Raw genomic sequence first — 15,316 nt, 5'->3', positions numbered from 1 at the left:
CGGTCGCGGGGCGCGACCGCACGACGGGTGGGGCTAGTGGTCGTCGTCGGTGCTGCGCGCGACGCCGGGGCGGTCGGCCGAGGCCGCCGCCGTGCGGGCGTCACGTCGCGTCTTCGCGAGGCTCAGCACCGTGGCGACGGCGATCGTCAGCAGGATGAAGCCGAGCGAGAACCAGATGGGGATCTCGGGGATCCAGTCGATCGGCTCGCCGCCGTTGATGAACGGCACCTCGTTGACGTGCAGGGCGTGGAACAGCAGCTTGACGCCGATGAACGCGAGGATGACCGCGAGCCCCTGAGCGAGGTAGACGAGGCGCTCGAGCAGACCCGAGATCAGGAAGTACAGCTGACGGAGCCCCAGCAGCGAGAAGGCGTTCGCCGTGAAGACGATGTACGCCTCTTGTGTCAGACCGAAGATGGCCGGGATGGAGTCGAGCGCGAAGAGCACGTCGGTCAGGCCGATGGCGACCATCACCAGGAAGAGCGGGGTGAAGAGACGCTTGCCGTCGACCTTCGTGGTCAGCTTCTGACCGTCGTAGTCCTTCGAGGTGGGGATGATGCGGCGGAGCGTGCGGATCAGCTTGCTGTCGGCCTCGTCCTTGTCGTCGTGACCGCCGCGCACCTGGCTGTAGGCGAGCCAGAAGAGCAGCAGACCGAACAGGTAGAAGACCCACGAGAAGTTCTCGATGATGACGACGCCGGCGGCGATGAAGAGACCTCGCGAGAGCAGGGCGATCGCGATGCCGACGAGCAGGACCTTCTGCTGGTAGATCCGCGGCACGGCGAAGCTCGTCATGATGATCAGGAAGACGAAGAGGTTGTCGACCGAGAGGGCCTTCTCGGTGACGTAGCCGGCGAAGTACTCGCCGCCGAAGGTCCAGTTCGAGAAGACGCCGACGCCGACGCCGAACAGGATCGCGATGCCGATGTAGACACCCGACCAGATGGCCGACTCCTTGATGGTCGGCTCGTGGGGGGTCCGCACGTGACTGAAGAAGTCGAAGAAGAGCAGGCCGATGATGCCGGCGATGGTGATCGCCCAGGTGATGAAATGGACGTCCATGTTCGTACCTCCAGTACGCAGCGGGTACCGAAGGTCTCCTCCACTCGCGGGGCGTCCTCTCGAACGCTTGCGAACCGGTGCACCGGGTCGAGATCGGTCTCTTCCGTATTGACGACGCCACCGCGCGGGAGTACTCCCCTTCAACTCGCCGAGCTTACAGCCTCTGCACGGTCTGCACGTCCGCCGATGGCCGAATAAGCTGGCGCACATGGCTTCCCCCTGGTCCCTCTCCGGTGCACTCCGTGGCATGTTCGCGAAGAAGACGATCGACGAGACCACCTGGGACGACCTCGAGGAGGCCCTGATCGGGGCCGACTTCGGCCCCGACGTCACCGAGCAGGTCGTCGACGACCTCCGCGCGAAGGTGCAGCGCTACAGCACGACCGATCCGGCCGACCTGAAGCGCATGCTCCGCGAGGTGCTCGAAGAGCGTCTGTCGAAGCTCGACTCCACCCTCAAGCTGAGCAACCGACCGGCGGTCGTGCTGATGGTCGGGGTGAACGGGGTCGGCAAGACGACGACGATCGGCAAGTTCGCGAAGTTCCTCCGCAACTACGACCGGTCGGTGGTCGTCGGGGCGGCCGACACCTTCCGTGCGGCGGCCGTCGAGCAGGTCGCGACCTGGGCCGACCGGGCCGGGGCGCGCATCGTGCGCCCGCAGCAGCCCGGCCAGGACCCTGCCTCGGTGGCCTACCAGACGGTCGAGCTGGCCATGCGCGAGGGCATCGAGATCGTGCTGATCGACACCGCGGGGCGACTGCAGACGAAGTCCGGCCTGATGGACGAGCTCGGCAAGATCAAGCGCGTCGTCGAGAAGCAGACCGAGATCGCCGAGGTGCTGCTCGTGCTCGACGCGACGACCGGCCAGAACGGTCTCGCGCAGGCTCAGGCGTTCATCGAGCACGCGGGGGTGACCGGTCTCGTGCTGACGAAGCTCGACGGCTCGGCCCGCGGCGGGTTCGTCCTGGCCGTGCAGGAGCAGACCGGCATCCCCATCAAGCTGGTCGGTCAGGGCGAGGGCATCGGCGATCTGACCGGCTTCACCCCGCACGTCTTCGTCCAGAACCTCATCGCGTAGTCGCGGCCCGCCCCGCCCGGGCGGGGCGACTCGATCGCAGGAGGCGCGGCGTCGGTTAAGCTGTCGTCACCATGGCCACATTTGGAACGCTCTCCGACCGCCTCGCGGACACCTTCAAGAACCTCCGCAACAAGGGCAAGCTCAGCCCTGCCGACGTCGACAGCACCGTCCGGGAGATCCGGCGCGCACTGCTCGACGCCGACGTCGCCTTCGAGGTCGTCAAGGCGTTCACGACGACGGTGCGCGAGCGCGCCCTGGGCGACGAGGTCAGCAAGGCGCTGAACCCCGCCCAGCAGGTCGTGCAGATCGTCAACGAAGAGCTGGTCGAGATCCTCGGCGGCAAGCAGCGTCGTCTCGAGTTCGCGAAGAACCCGCCCACCGTGATCATGCTCGCCGGTCTCCAGGGCGCGGGCAAGACGACCCTCGCCGGCAAGCTGGCGAAGTGGCTCGCCAAAGACGGTCACACGCCGCTGCTCGTCGCGGCCGACCTCCAGCGACCCAACGCGGTGCAGCAGCTGCAGGTGGTCGGCGAGCAGGCCGGCGCCGCCGTCTTCGCCCCCGAGCCGGGCAACGGCGTGGGCGACCCCGTGAAGGTCGCCAAGCAGGCCATCAAGTTCGCGCGCGACAAGGTCTACGACACGGTCATCGTCGACACCGCCGGTCGACTCGGCGTCGACGCCGACATGATGAAGCAGGCCGCGAACATCCGGAAGGCCGTCGACCCCGACGAGGTGCTCTTCGTCATCGACGCGATGATCGGTCAAGACGCTGTGGCGACGGCGAAGGCCTTCCAGGAGGGGGTCGACTTCACCGGCGTCGTGCTGTCGAAGCTCGACGGCGACGCGCGCGGCGGTGCGGCGCTGAGCGTCGCGTCCGTCACCGGTCGGCCTATCATGTTCGCCTCGACCGGCGAGTCGCTCGACGACTTCGAGCCGTTCCACCCCGATCGCATGGCCAGCCGCATCCTCGACCTCGGCGACATCCTCTCGCTCATCGAGCAGGCTCAGCAGGCGTTCGACGAAGACGAGGCGATGGCGGTCGCGCAGAAGATCGCGACCGACTCGTTCACCCTCGACGACTTCCTCAAGCAGATGCAGCAGCTGCGCAAGATGGGGTCGATCAAGGGCATGCTCGGCATGCTGCCGGGTGCCAAGGGCATGCGCGAGCAGCTCGAGAACTTCGACGAGCGCGAGATCGTCCGCACCGAGGCGATCATCCAGTCGATGACCCCTCAAGAGCGTCAGCTGCCGAAGCTGCTGAACGGTTCGCGTCGTCTGCGCATCGCCAAGGGCTGCGGCATGACCGTGACCGACGTCAACCAGCTCGTGCAGCGCTTCGAGCAGGCGTCGAAGATGATGAAGACCGTGGCCAAGGGCGGCGTGCCCCAGGTCCCCGGCATGGGGCCGATCCCCGGCGCCTCGTACGCCGGCAAGCGGCCGGCGGCGAAGAAGAAGGGCTCGAAGGCGGGCAACCCGGCCAAGCGCGCCGCTCAGAACGCCGCTCTGGCCACCGGCAAGCCCGCGGCCTCGCCCGGTGCGGCCGGCTCGGGCTTCGGGCTCGGCGGCGGCAAGGGCGACAAGGCGCCGACCCCCGAAGAGCTCGCATCGCTGCAGAAGATGCTCGGCCGCAGCTAGCCCGGCTGCAGCCAGCCCGATCGCAGCCGGCTCGGCCGCAGCCGGCTCGGTCGCAGCCGGCTCGGTCGACCGTGTGCGATCGCACCGGGGGAGTCGCGGCAGGGGTCACGTCCTCGGCGACCGGCACCGCGCCTCCTCGGCTCAGACCCGCGGGGTGACGCCCTCACGGAGCTCGCGCACCAACGACGACACGACCGGGCGGAGGTCGCCGCCGTGGCGGGCCGACACCGACAGCTGGCGCTGGTAGCTCGCACCGTGCTCGACGATCGTGTCGAGCGACCGCAGCTCGGCCAGGCAGCCGAGCCGTTCGGCCGTGGGCTCGAGCCGCACGACGAGGTCGCGGAGGTCGTCGGTGACGAGCCGCTCGTCGCCGTCCGAGTTCTGGATGACGATGGCGTCCATCCCGTACCGGGCCGCCCGCCACTTGTTCTCACGGACGAACCACGGCTGCATCTGCGGCGGTTCGTCGCCGTCGTCGAGCGACTGCGACATGTCGTCGACGAGGCACTGGACGAGCGCCGCGACCGCGCCGACCTCCTCGAAGGTGGCGATGCCGTCGAAGACCCGCGTCTCGAGGGTGCCCCACTTCGGTGACGGCCGGATGTCCCAGCGGAGCTCGCTGTGGTGGTCGATGACGCCGGTGTGCGTCATGTCGGCGACCATCTCCTCGTAGTTCGCCCAGGCGCCGAACTGCGGGGGCAGCCCGGCGGTCGGCAGCTGCTGGAACATGAGGGCGCGGTTCGAGGCGTACCCGGTCTCCTCGCCGACCCAGAACGGGCTCGACGCCGTCAGCGCCTGGAAGTGCGGGAGATACGTCAGGAGGCCGTTCAGGATCGGGAGGGCCTTGTCGCGGGAGTCGATGCCGACGTGGACGTGCACCCCCCAGATCATCATCTGGCGTCCCCACCAGCGGGTGCGGTCGATGAGGGTCGCGTAGCGCTCGTTGCCGGGCGTGACCTCCTGGTCGGAGTAGCGGCCGAAGGGGTGCGTCCCGGCGCACAGCAGGTCGGCGCCCAGGGTCTCGGCGGGGCGGTGGACGGCGTCGATGGTGGACCGGAGGTCGTCGACCGCGTCGGGCACCCGGTGGTGGACCCCGCTCACGACCTCGACGGTGTTGGTCAGCAGCTCGTGGGTCAGTCGCACGGGGCCGCCGTCGTTCAGGTGCTCGAGATCCGCCAGGATCGCAGGCGCGTGCGGGGCCAGATCGCCGGTCTCGCGGTCGACGAGGGCGAGCTCCCATTCGATGCCGAGCGTCGACCGCTCCGAGGTCGTGAAGTCGATCCGCATGCTCGAGGCCCTCCGTCGGTCCGCCGCGGGCGTCCGGTGTCGCGCGCGGCGTCCATCCTGCCAGCCGAGCCGGTCGGGAGACCGCAGGAGGCGCGCCGCCGTCACGCAGGGACGCGCCGTGAAACACGATCACCGAGAATTGGTGGATCGCGTCGTTCTTCTGCAACAATGGTGGGTCGAGTCTCCGTCCGCCCGACCCTCTAATCAGGCGGCCGATCAGACCCCATCAGAGCTTTCGAGCCGAGTGTGCCCCCACGCTCACGGCTAGCAACTCGCCCACATCACATCACACAGGAGAATTGTGGCTGTCAAGATCCGTCTCAAGCGTATGGGCAAGATCCGTGCCCCCTACTACCGCATCGTCGTCGCCGACTCGCGCACCAAGCGCGACGGTCGCGTGATCGAGGAGATCGGCAAGTACCACCCCACCGAAGAGCCCTCGTTCATCGAGGTCGAGTCGGACCGCGCGCAGTACTGGCTCGGTGTCGGCGCACAGCCGACCGAGCAGGTCGCCGCGCTGCTGAAGCTCACGGGCGACTGGGGCAAGTTCCAGGGCGACGCCGACGCCGTCAGCACCGTCAAGACCAAGGCTCCGAAAGAGGCCTTCGTCGCCGACGAGAAGAAGAAGCCGGTCCTCGTCCCCAAGTCGGAGAAGCCCGCCAAGGCCGAGGCTCCGGCCGAGGCCCCTGCCGACGACGCCGAGACCACCGAGGCGTAGTCAGTGCTCGCACCTGCACTCGAACACCTCGTCCGGGGGATCGTCGATCACCCGGGCGAGGTGCAGGTCGTGGCCTCGACCTCGCCTCGCGGCGAGGTGCTCGAGGTGCACGTGCATCCCGACGACCTCGGTCGCGTGATCGGTCGCGCCGGTCGCACCGCGAAGGCTCTGCGCACGCTCGTCACGGCTCTGGCCGACGGCAAGCGCGTCCGGGTGGACGTCGTCGACGGTGACGTCTGAGCCGTGAGCACCGAAGAGACCACCCAGCTGAGGGTCGGGCGACTGACCAAGCCGCACGGCTTGAAGGGCGCCCTCAAGCTCGAGCTGTTCACCGACACCCCTGAGACGCGATTCGTGCCGGGTGCCGAGTTCACCCTCCAGGTCCCCGAGACCAGCGAATGGCACGGCAAGACCCTGACCCTCGCCGAACTGCGCTGGTACAACGGCCACCCCGTCGGGTTCTTCGAGGGTGTCGCCGACCGCACCGGCGCCGAGTCGCTGGTCAAGGCGATCCTCTGGGTCGACCAGGATCTCGCCCAGCTCCCCGAAGAAGACGATGCCTGGTACCACCACCAGCTGATCGGTCTCCGGGTCGAGCGCGACGGCGTCCAGGTCGGCACCGTGGCCCGCATCGACCACCTCCCCGCCCAAGACCTCCTGGCCGTCGCCACCCCGACGGGCGAGGTGCTCGTGCCGTTCGTCTCCGCTCTGGTGCCGTCGGTCGACATCGACGCCGGGGTCGTCGTCGTGACGCCTCCTGCGGGGCTCTTCGAAGAACTCGTCGACACCGACGGCGACACACAGCCGACCGACGAGGTCTGACCGTGCGCATCGACATCGTGTCGATCTTCCCCGAGTTCTTCGGGGTGCTCGACATCTCGTTGCTCGGCAAGGCCCGTCAGCAGAAGCTGCTCGACGTGTCGGTGCACGATCTGCGCGATTTCGCGCACGATCGGCACCGCACCGTCGACGACACCCCCTACGGCGGGGGCGCCGGGATGGTCATGCGTCCCGAGCCCTGGGGCGAGGCGCTCGACCACGTCTTCGGCGACGACTCCACTCCCGAGACGACGACCATGATCGTCCCCTCCCCGGCGGGCACCCCGTTCACGCAGGCGGTGGCGAGAGAGCTGGCGCTCGAGCAGCACCTCGTCTTCACGTGCGGTCGCTACGAGGGCATCGACCAGCGGGTCGTCGACCACGCGGCGACCCGCGTCACCGTCCGCGAGATCAGTCTCGGCGACTACGTGCTGAACGGCGGCGAGGTCGCCGTCGTCGCGATGATCGAGGCCATCGGCCGTCTCGTCCCGGGCATGGTCGGCAACCCCGCCAGCCTGACGGAGGAGAGCCACGAGAACGGACTCCTCGAGTACCCCAGCTACACCAAGCCGTCGTCGTGGCGGGGTCTCGACGTGCCTCCGGTGCTCCTCAGCGGCAACCACGGGGCGATCGTCTCCTGGCGGCATGAGCAGCAGATCGAGCGGACCCGACGGGTCCGCCCCGATCTGATCGACTGACGCACGTCGGAGCGACTCGCGGGCGTCCGTCCGCCGACGCGATGCAGGAGTTCCCCACCCTGCTTCCGTACTCTGTCTGCATGACGGCACGCCGCGTCCTCTTCCGCCTCCTCTGGCCTCTGGTGTTCGCCCTGCCCCTCTGGGTCATGTTCGGTCGCGCCTTCTTCGGCGTGCCTCTCGGGCTCCAGTTCGTCGGCCAGGTCTTCCTGGTGCCCCTGCTCTTCGTGGGTCAGGTGGTCGCCGCTGGTCTCGTCGTGGCCCGGCGCAGCGTGCGGACCGGCCGTGCCGTCTCGTGGCTCGACGCCGGTCTGCTCGGCACCGCCTGGGTCGCACAGCTCGCGCTGGGGTTCTTCCTGGTCGACAGCTCGGCAGGGTCGCGGGCCGCGTCGGCGTTCACCGCTGTGGCGGGCGGCGGTCTCGATCTGTCGACCGCGCTCTTCGCTCTCTCGGCCGTCGTCACGATCGCGTCGGTGATCGCTCTCATCGCCTCCGGGGTCTGGCAGCTGCTGCGCGAGACCGGTGAGCGGGTGGCCGCGTCGATGGCCGACCTCGACCGCGTCGCCGGTCTCGGGGTCGCGCAGGCCGGGGCGGCCGGAAATCGCCCGTCGGCCGCCGGCGGGATGCGCGGTCCGGCCCGCGGCGACGGCCCGGTGATCCGCATCGAACCCCGGGGCGAGGGCGACGCTCGCCGCTCCGACGCATGACCCGGCGGTAGCGGCTGGGCTCCGGCCTGTGGCACACTTGATGTTTGTGCCTGCGCACGACTCTGCCACAGGGGAGTCTGCCATCTCAGCGCACATCCTCTTCATCACGAATCGGTGGTCTCCCACCACGAACGGCAGTCGACCTGTGGCGGTTGCAGAGAGCGAACGACTATGCACATCCTCGACGCGGTTGACTCCGCCAGCCTCCGTACGGACGTCCCCGACTTCCGTGCCGGCGACACCGTCAAGGTGCACGTGAACATCATCGAAGGCACGCGCTCGCGTGTCCAGGTCTTCCAGGGTGTCGTCATCGGCAAGCAGAACGAGGGCGTCCGCGAGACCTTCACGGTCCGCAAGGTCAGCTTCCAGGTCGGTGTCGAGCGCACGTTCCCCGTCCACTCGCCGGTCATCGACCACATCGAGATCGTCAGCCGTGGCGACGTCCGCCGCGCCAAGCTCTACTACCTGCGCGAGCTGCGCGGCAAGAAGGCCAAGATCAAGGAGAAGCGCGACCGCTGATCGCCTCCTAGATCCCTCCCGAGCTCCCCGCCGTATACGATGGCGGGGAGCTCGGGCGGTTAAATGACAAACAAGACATCTTCACATCGGCACCGTCTGCGACCCACGCGAGACGACGACCGCCCTCGGGGCTTCGGCGTGTTCCTCCGCGACATCCTCGTGATCTTCCTCGCGGCGCTGCTGATCTCGTTCCTGGTCAAGACGTTCCTGATCCGCTCGTTCTACATCCCCTCGGGGTCGATGGAGAACACGCTGCAGATCGACGATCGCATCATCGTCAACGAGCTCGTCCCCGACGTCGTCGACGTCCAGCGCGGCGACGTCGTGGTGTTCACCGATCCGGGTGGCTGGCTCGACGGCACCGCCCCGGTCACGACGGGTTCGGGCAATCCGGTCGCCGACGGTCTCGCGTGGTTCCTCACCCAGGTCGGTCTCGGCACGCGAGACAGCAACGACCACCTGATCAAGCGGGTCATCGGGCTGCCGGGCGACACCGTCGCCTGCTGCAACGACTTCGGCCAGATGACCGTCAACGGCGTCCCGCTCACCGAGCCGTACGTCCTCCTCCCGCCCGGCGAGACGCGGGTCTCGGGCGACGACTTCTCGGTGACGGTGCCGGCCGACTCGCTCTGGGTGATGGGCGACAACCGCTACAACTCGAAAGACAGCCGCTACAACGGTTCGACGCCGAGCGAGGGCTTCGTCCCGATGAGCGACGTCGTGGGGCGGGCCTTCGTCGTCAGCTGGCCGTACACCCGCTGGCAGTGGCTCGACGACCACCCCGAGGTGTTCCGCGGCATCGAGCGCGAGGGCGAGGGCGACTGATGGTCGTCGTCGATCCGACCCTCGACGTCGAGCGCGAGCTGCACGCCGCCGGCGCGGAGTGGGTCATCGGCTGCGACGAGGTGGGTCGGGGCGCGATCGCTGGGCCGGTGGCCGTCGGCCTGGGCGCCGTGCCCGTCGGGTGCATCGAGATGCCGACCGGCCTCCGCGACTCGAAGCTGCTCTCCGAGAAGCGCCGCGAAGCGCTCTACCCCGTGGCGACGGCCTGGGTGTCGCATCACGCGGTCGGGTTCGCCGAGGCCCACGAGGTCGACGAGATCGGCATCGTCGCCGCACTCGGCCTGGCGGGCCGGCGTGCCCTCACGGCCCTGCATCACCAGGGGGTGGGCATCATGCGCTCCGTGGTCGTCCTCGACGGCAACCACGACTACCTCTCGCCGCAGCTGGCGACCCCGCCGCGCATCACCACGCGCGTCAAGGCCGATCGGGACTGCGCTTCCGTGGCCGCCGCGTCGGTCATCGCGAAGGTCGAACGCGACCGCCTGATGATCGAGGCCGACGTCCAGCACCCCGGTTACGGCTGGTCGGGCAACAAGGGGTACGGGTCGTCTTCGCACTTCGGCGCGCTGGCCGAGCTGGGGCCGTCGCCCCTGCATCGCCTGACCTGGCTGCACTGACGCTCGGGCGTCCGTCGTGCCCGACACCCTCTCGCGCTCCGCGTAGGATGTCTTCTCGATGGACGAAGACGAGTTCGAAGACTACGACCGCGAGGTCGAGCTCGCGCTGTACCGCGAGTACCGCGACGTGGTGTCGCAGTTCCGCTACGTCGTCGAGACGGAGCGACGGTTCTACCTGGCGAACGAGGTCGAACTCGTCCGCCGCGACACCGAGCACGACTTCTACTTCGAGCTGAGCATGACCGACGTCTGGGTATGGGACGTCTACCGGTCCGATCGCTTCGTGAAGTCGGTGCGTGTGCTGACCTTCAAAGACGTCAACGTCGAAGAGCTGACGGCCCGCGATCTCGAGCTGCCGAAAGAGCTCGCGCTCGACGAGTGAGACCCGTCAGCTGATCCCTCCCCGGTCGGTCGGGGCGCGCATCGCTCCACACTCCGCTCCGCACGGCGCCTGAGCCGAGCCGGCCTCCGCGACGCTTCTCGTCGAGGAGGCCGACATGGCGAAGAAGGATGATCTGGGGCGGCGCGGCGAAGACGTGGCCGCCGAGTGGGTCGAGGCGCAGGGCATGCGCGTCGTCGACAAGAACTGGCGGTGCCGCGAGGGCGAGATCGATCTCGTGGCCCTCGACGGCGACGACGTGGTGGTGATCGAGGTGAAGACCCGGTCGGGCACGGGCTACGGCCACGCCCTCGAGTCGGTCACGGCGTCGAAGCTGGCACGGCTCCGGCGGTTGGCCGCGGCGTGGACGCGAGCGAATCCCGGGCGGGGCCGCGACCTGCGGATCGACGTCGTCGGCATCACGATCGAGAGGTGCCAGGGCCACGAGCGCATCGACCACGTGCGTGGGGCGGGCGCATGAGCATCGGTCGCACGCGGGCGGTCTCGCTGCTGGGGCTCGAGGGCGCTCTGGTCGAGGTCGAGGCGGACATGGGGCAGGGGCTGCCGGCCTTCATGATCATCGGATTGCCCGACACGTCGCTCGGCGAGGCGCGCGACCGGGTGCGGGCCGCCGCCACGAACACGGGCTGCGCTCTGCCGACCCGCAAGCTGACGGTCAACCTCTCGCCGGCGTCGCTGCCCAAACAAGGCTCGTCGTTCGATCTGGCGATCGCGATGGCGGCCCTCGCTGCGGCCGACCTCGTCTCGGCGGTGTCGGTCGGGCGCATCGTCCATCTCGGTGAGCTCGGTCTCGACGGCAGACTCCGACCCGTCGACGGCGTCCTGCCGGCGGTGCTGGCGGCGCGTCGGGCAGGGGCCGAGACGGTCATGGTGCCGAGCGACAACGCCGCCGAGGCCGGGCTCGTCCCGGGGATCCGCATCGTCCCGGCGGCGAGTCTCCGCGAGGCGGCCATCTGGCACGGCGCCGATCTGACCCCCGAGCCGGTGGAGGCGATCGTGCGACCGCGTCCGATCGGACTCGCGTCGGCCGTCGACGGCCCGCGACCCGACCTCGCCGACGTCGTCGGCAACTCCGACGCGGTGCAGGCGCTGATCGTGGCGGCGGCCGGTGGGCACCACCTCCTGATGGTGGGTCCGCCGGGGGCGGGCAAGACGATGCTGGCGGCGCGGCTGCCCGGCATCCTGCCCGATCTCGACCTCGACGCCGCGCTAGAGGTCGGCAGTGTGCGGTCGCTGGCCGGACGGCCCGTCGACGGCGCGCTCGACCGTCGTCCGCCCTTCGAGAGCCCGCACCACACCTGCAGCGCGGCGTCCCTCATCGGGGGCGGCAGCGGCATCATCCGCCCAGGCGCCGCCTCCCGTGCGACACGGGGCGTGCTGTTCCTCGACGAGGCACCCGAATTCTCGCGGACGGTGCTCGACTGCCTGCGTCAACCGCTCGAGTCGGGCGAGGCGGTGATCCACCGTGCTCGAGCCGTCGCGCGGTTCCCCGCGCGGTTCCAGCTGGTCGCGGCGGCCAATCCCTGCCCGTGCGGGCAGTACGGAGCACGAGACGGCCGCTGCGAGTGCTCGCCGCATCACCGTCGCAGGTATCTGGCGAAGCTGTCCGGTCCTCTCGTGGATCGCATCGATCTCCAGCTGAGGGTCGCCCGGATCGGCTCGGCGGCCTTCCGACTGTCCGAGCAGTCCGTCCGACCGTCGACGGCCGACGCGAGGCGACGAGTCGAGGAGGCGCGGGCGCGGACGGCCGACCGTCTCGCGTCGACCCCGTGGCGGCTGAACTCCGAGGTGCCCGGCGTCTGGCTGCGCGAGCGCGACAACCGCCTGCCGGTCGCCGTGAGTCTGCCCGCCGACCACGCCCTCGAGACCGGGGCGCTCACCATGCGCGGCTACGACCGGGTGCTCCGCGTGTCGTGGACCCTCGCCGACCTCGACGGCGTCGACCGGCCCGAGCGGTCGCACGTGCTGGGCGCCCTCGCGCTCCGGAGATCGTCGTGAACGAGCTGCTGACGGCCTCGAGCTCGGATCTCGCCGCCGTCGTGGGGCCTCTCCGCCGTGAAGGCGCACGGGCGGTCGAGGCCTTCGCCCTCGGCGCATGGTCGGCAGTCGTCGAGCCGGGCGATGCCGTGGGAGGTCTCGCTCGGCGCGTCCTCGGGGCGGCCGTCGCCCTGCGTGTCGTCCTCGAGTCGGTCGACCGACGCGTCTCCGAAGGCGATCCGTCCTTGCTCGGGCAGGCGCTTCGGCAGGCCGGAGTCGACCCGGAGGAGATCTCCGATCGGCGGATCGCCCGGGCGCTGTCGCGATGGGAACCGCGCACCGACGACGTCCGCATCCGGTCGTCGTTCCGGGCGGCGACGGCCATCGGGCTTCGACTCGTCGTCCCCGGCGACGACGAATGGCCCGTGGTGCTCGACGATCTGGGCGACCATGCGCCGGCCGCGCTCTGGCTCCGAGGCTCGGCCGACCTGCCGACCGTGGCGTCGACGATCGCCGTCGTGGGGTGTCGGGCGTCGACTGCCTATGGCGAGCAGGTCGCGGCCGATCTCAGCAGCGCGCTCTGCGACCGGGGCTTCACGATCGTCTCCGGTGGCGCGTACGGCATCGACGGGATGGCGCACCGCGCGGCGCTGGTGTCGGAGGGGCCCACCGTCGCCGTCATGGCCGGGGGAGTGGACCGCTTCTATCCGAGCGGCCACGACACGCTGCTGAGGTCGGTGGTCGAGAAGGGGCTCCTCGTCTCCGAGTCGCCCTGCGGCAGCACGCCGAGCAAATGGCGGTTCCTGCAGCGCAACAGGCTGATCGCGACGCTGTCGGCCGTGTCCGTCGTGGTCGAGGCCGGTCGGCGGTCTGGTGCGCTGAACACCGCCGCACATGCCCAGGCCATCGGACGGCCGGTGGGGGCCGTGCCCGGTCCCATCACCTCGCCGTCGTCGGTGGGGTGCCACGCGCTGATCCGCTCGGGGCTCGGCGCCTGCATCACCTCCGTCGACGACGTCCTCGAGCTCGTGCCCGGGCGCGCCGTTCCGACGGGTGCCGCCCCCGATCCACGCGAGCACCCCGAGCGACTCCGCGTCCGTGACGCCTTGAGCACCCGCGTCGATCGCGGCACCGACGAGGTCGCGGTCGCGAGCGGCTTGTCGACGGATCGCGCACGCGAGGTCCTCGCCGAGCTCGAGCTCGACGGTCTCGTGGAGCGTGAGGCGGGAGGGTGGCGGCGACGGCGCCCGGGGTGAGCGAGGGCTGGGCGCGGGGCCGCCGCTGGCGACCGGGTGACTACTCTGGCGTGATGATCGACGTCGAGGCCTTCGTGGAGCACCTGCGGCACGGCCGCGGGCTCAGCGAGCACACGATCAGGTCGTATCGCTCCGATCTCGCCGACCTCGTGTCATTCGCCGCCGTCCACCTCGGTCGCGACCCGCGCGTCGCCGATCTCGACCTCGATCTGCTCCGGGAGTGGCTCTATCGGGCGACCCGCTCCGGTCTGGCACGGGCGACGCTCGCCCGTCGATCGGCCAGCGCCCGCGCCTTCACCCGCTGGTTGGAGGAGACCGGCCGCACGGCCGTCGACGTGGGGGTCCGGCTCCGGGCGCCCAAGGCCGAGAGCCGCCTGCCTCGGGTGCTCACCGAGCCCCAGATCGACGGCGTCCTGCGCTCGCTCGAGCTCCGCGCCGACACCGACGACCCCGGTGCCCGCCGCGACCTCGCGGTCGTCGAGCTGCTCTACGGGTCGGGTCTCCGGGTCTCCGAGCTCGTCGGCGCCGACCTCGCCGACGTCGACCTCGGTCGGCTCATGGTGCGGGTGACGGGCAAGGGGGCGAAGCAGCGCGTGGTGCCCTTCGGGGTGCCAGCGGCCGAGGCGCTCGGTCGGTACCTCGATCGGGCACGGCCCTCGCTCGTCGCGGCCGGCGGCGAGCCGGGCACGACCGCGTTCTTCGTCGGAGCGGAGGGGGGCCGACTCGGCACGCGAGCCGTCCACCGACTGGTCGCGCGCCTCCTCGGCGACATCCCGGGTGCCGGCCCCGCCGGTCCGCACGCGCTGCGGCACACGGCGGCGACGCATCTGCTCGACGGGGGCGCCGACCTCCGGGCCGTGCAGGAGCTGCTCGGCCACGCCAGTCTCGGCACGACCCAGATCTACACGCACGTCTCGACGGAACGGCTCCGCGAGAGCTACCGCTCGGCGCACCCCCGGGCCTGACCGACGGGCGCGCCTCACCCCACGGGGCGGGTGGGCAGCAGCACCGACGGGCGTCCGCCGCCGAGCAGCAGCAGCGGGGAGACGTACTCGCCGTCGCGACGGGCGCCGAGGTGCACGGCGTCGACGTCGGGGGAGTGGCCGGCGACGACGAGACCGACGACGTCGCCGCGGGTGACGGCGTCGCCGGCGGTCAGCTCCGTCGTGACCGGCTCGAAGCTGCTCAGCAGACCGTCGGAGTGCGTGATGGAGAGGACCGGCCGGTCGACCACCGTGCCCGCGAAGCGCACGACGCCGTCGTCGGGTGCCAGCACGGGTTCGCCGACGGCGGCCCCGATGTCGATGCCGCGGTGACCGGGTGACCACGCGTGCTCGGGTGCGACGAACGGGCGGACGACCGGGTGCGGTGGCGCCACCGGCCACGACCAGAGCACCGACCCGACGGTCACGACGGGTGCGCCGCCCACCGGGTCGCCCGCCGCGCCCGCCGTCCCGTCCGCACCCCCGGCCATCACGACGAGCAGCACCAGCAGCGACGCGCCCCCGAGCCTCGGACGCCACCCGACGACCAGGGACCCGACCCCGGCCCCCATCGAGGAGGCGCGGGCACGGTGGCGAGACGAGGCACGGTCGACGAGGCGCATCCGGAAATTCTGCCGAGCGTGCACCTCGCTCCGCCGAGGCGTATCGTTCATCGGTGCACGGACACCCGGTGCACGACGTTGTGGAGGAGTCGAGGCGC

18 protein-coding genes are annotated in these 15,316 nt (G+C 70.3%); 15 read left to right on the top strand and 3 right to left on the bottom strand.

All coding sequences use genetic code 11. From position 1 onward, the window contains the following. Nucleotides 1–33 precede the first annotated feature (33 nt). Nucleotides 34–1,062, bottom strand: a complete 1,029-nt coding sequence (locus ACZ6JE_RS07040) for a TerC family protein (RefSeq protein WP_464318547.1) — start codon at nucleotides 1,060–1,062, stop codon at nucleotides 34–36. Nucleotides 1,063–1,270: 208 nt separating this feature from the next. On the opposite strand from ACZ6JE_RS07040, the gene ftsY reads away from it, so the two are divergent. Further along, nucleotides 1,271–2,140, top strand: a complete 870-nt coding sequence (gene ftsY / locus ACZ6JE_RS07035) for a signal recognition particle-docking protein FtsY (protein WP_055796393.1) — start codon at nucleotides 1,271–1,273, stop codon at nucleotides 2,138–2,140. Nucleotides 2,141–2,211: 71 nt separating this feature from the next. After that, nucleotides 2,212–3,774: a signal recognition particle protein gene (gene ffh / locus ACZ6JE_RS07030; RefSeq protein ID WP_192058336.1), complete on the top strand. Its 1,563-nt coding sequence runs from the start codon at nucleotides 2,212–2,214 to the stop codon at nucleotides 3,772–3,774. A 141-nt stretch (nucleotides 3,775–3,915) separates the two neighbouring features. Here the strand turns inward: ffh and ACZ6JE_RS07025 are convergent, their stop codons facing one another. Next, entirely contained in the window at nucleotides 3,916–5,061 is a 1,146-nt protein-coding gene (locus ACZ6JE_RS07025) for a glutamate--cysteine ligase (RefSeq protein WP_243214622.1), read from the bottom strand. Between the two features lie 301 nt (nucleotides 5,062–5,362). Here ACZ6JE_RS07025 and rpsP point away from each other — a divergent pair, with 301 nt between their 5' ends. The 13 genes from rpsP (at nucleotide 5,363) to ACZ6JE_RS06960 (ending at nucleotide 14,577) form a co-directional block, all read left to right on the top strand. Then, the gene (rpsP, locus tag ACZ6JE_RS07020; protein ID WP_192058332.1) at nucleotides 5,363–5,779 is read left to right on the top strand and encodes a 30S ribosomal protein S16; all 417 of its coding nucleotides are present in this window, start codon (nucleotides 5,363–5,365) and stop codon (nucleotides 5,777–5,779) included. A gap of 3 nt (nucleotides 5,780–5,782) precedes the next feature. Further along, complete coding sequence (locus tag ACZ6JE_RS07015; RefSeq protein WP_192058329.1) at nucleotides 5,783–6,019, top strand: RNA-binding protein; 237 nt, start codon at nucleotides 5,783–5,785, stop codon at nucleotides 6,017–6,019. A 3-nt stretch (nucleotides 6,020–6,022) separates the two neighbouring features. Beyond that, the gene (rimM, locus tag ACZ6JE_RS07010) at nucleotides 6,023–6,601 is read left to right on the top strand and encodes a ribosome maturation factor RimM (protein WP_192058327.1); all 579 of its coding nucleotides are present in this window, start codon (nucleotides 6,023–6,025) and stop codon (nucleotides 6,599–6,601) included. 2 nt (nucleotides 6,602–6,603) lie between these two features. Beyond that, the gene (gene trmD, locus ACZ6JE_RS07005; RefSeq protein ID WP_464318546.1) at nucleotides 6,604–7,296 is read left to right on the top strand and encodes a tRNA (guanosine(37)-N1)-methyltransferase TrmD; all 693 of its coding nucleotides are present in this window, start codon (nucleotides 6,604–6,606) and stop codon (nucleotides 7,294–7,296) included. A gap of 80 nt (nucleotides 7,297–7,376) precedes the next feature. After that, nucleotides 7,377–8,000 carry a hypothetical protein gene (locus ACZ6JE_RS07000; RefSeq protein ID WP_464318545.1) on the top strand — a complete coding sequence of 208 codons (624 nt, stop codon included), beginning with the start codon at nucleotides 7,377–7,379 and terminating at the stop codon, nucleotides 7,998–8,000. Nucleotides 8,001–8,171: 171 nt separating this feature from the next. Continuing rightward, complete coding sequence (rplS, locus tag ACZ6JE_RS06995) at nucleotides 8,172–8,519, top strand: 50S ribosomal protein L19 (protein ID WP_192058321.1); 348 nt, start codon at nucleotides 8,172–8,174, stop codon at nucleotides 8,517–8,519. A 63-nt stretch (nucleotides 8,520–8,582) separates the two neighbouring features. After that, nucleotides 8,583–9,344 (top strand): signal peptidase I, encoded by a 762-nt coding sequence (gene lepB, locus ACZ6JE_RS06990; protein ID WP_192058318.1) that lies wholly within the window; start codon nucleotides 8,583–8,585, stop codon nucleotides 9,342–9,344. Continuing rightward, the gene (locus ACZ6JE_RS06985; protein WP_192058317.1) at nucleotides 9,344–9,979 is read left to right on the top strand and encodes a ribonuclease HII; all 636 of its coding nucleotides are present in this window, start codon (nucleotides 9,344–9,346) and stop codon (nucleotides 9,977–9,979) included. The genes lepB and ACZ6JE_RS06985 overlap by 1 nt, the downstream gene beginning before the upstream one ends. A gap of 58 nt (nucleotides 9,980–10,037) precedes the next feature. Beyond that, nucleotides 10,038–10,361, top strand: a complete 324-nt coding sequence (locus tag ACZ6JE_RS06980) for a DUF2469 family protein (protein WP_055796429.1) — start codon at nucleotides 10,038–10,040, stop codon at nucleotides 10,359–10,361. Nucleotides 10,362–10,476: 115 nt separating this feature from the next. Further along, nucleotides 10,477–10,839 carry a YraN family protein gene (locus tag ACZ6JE_RS06975; protein WP_464318544.1) on the top strand — a complete coding sequence of 121 codons (363 nt, stop codon included), beginning with the start codon at nucleotides 10,477–10,479 and terminating at the stop codon, nucleotides 10,837–10,839. Then, complete coding sequence (locus ACZ6JE_RS06970) at nucleotides 10,836–12,377, top strand: YifB family Mg chelatase-like AAA ATPase (RefSeq protein WP_320478155.1); 1,542 nt, start codon at nucleotides 10,836–10,838, stop codon at nucleotides 12,375–12,377. The genes ACZ6JE_RS06975 and ACZ6JE_RS06970 overlap by 4 nt, the downstream gene beginning before the upstream one ends. Further along, the gene (gene dprA / locus ACZ6JE_RS06965; RefSeq protein ID WP_464318543.1) at nucleotides 12,374–13,612 is read left to right on the top strand and encodes a DNA-processing protein DprA; all 1,239 of its coding nucleotides are present in this window, start codon (nucleotides 12,374–12,376) and stop codon (nucleotides 13,610–13,612) included. The genes ACZ6JE_RS06970 and dprA overlap by 4 nt, the downstream gene beginning before the upstream one ends. 53 nt (nucleotides 13,613–13,665) lie before the next feature. Beyond that, nucleotides 13,666–14,577: a tyrosine recombinase XerC gene (locus tag ACZ6JE_RS06960; RefSeq protein ID WP_243214614.1), complete on the top strand. Its 912-nt coding sequence runs from the start codon at nucleotides 13,666–13,668 to the stop codon at nucleotides 14,575–14,577. Nucleotides 14,578–14,591: 14 nt separating this feature from the next. Here ACZ6JE_RS06960 and ACZ6JE_RS06955 read toward each other — a convergent pair whose 3' ends face one another. Beyond that, nucleotides 14,592–15,218, bottom strand: a complete 627-nt coding sequence (locus ACZ6JE_RS06955) for a M23 family metallopeptidase (RefSeq protein WP_320478157.1) — start codon at nucleotides 15,216–15,218, stop codon at nucleotides 14,592–14,594. Nucleotides 15,219–15,316 lie beyond the last annotated feature (98 nt).

It is taken from the genome of Frigoribacterium sp. AC759 (assembly GCF_979256015.1).
The sequence above is the reverse complement of the archived record's forward strand: the minus strand, read 5'-3'. Positions and strand labels throughout refer to the sequence as shown.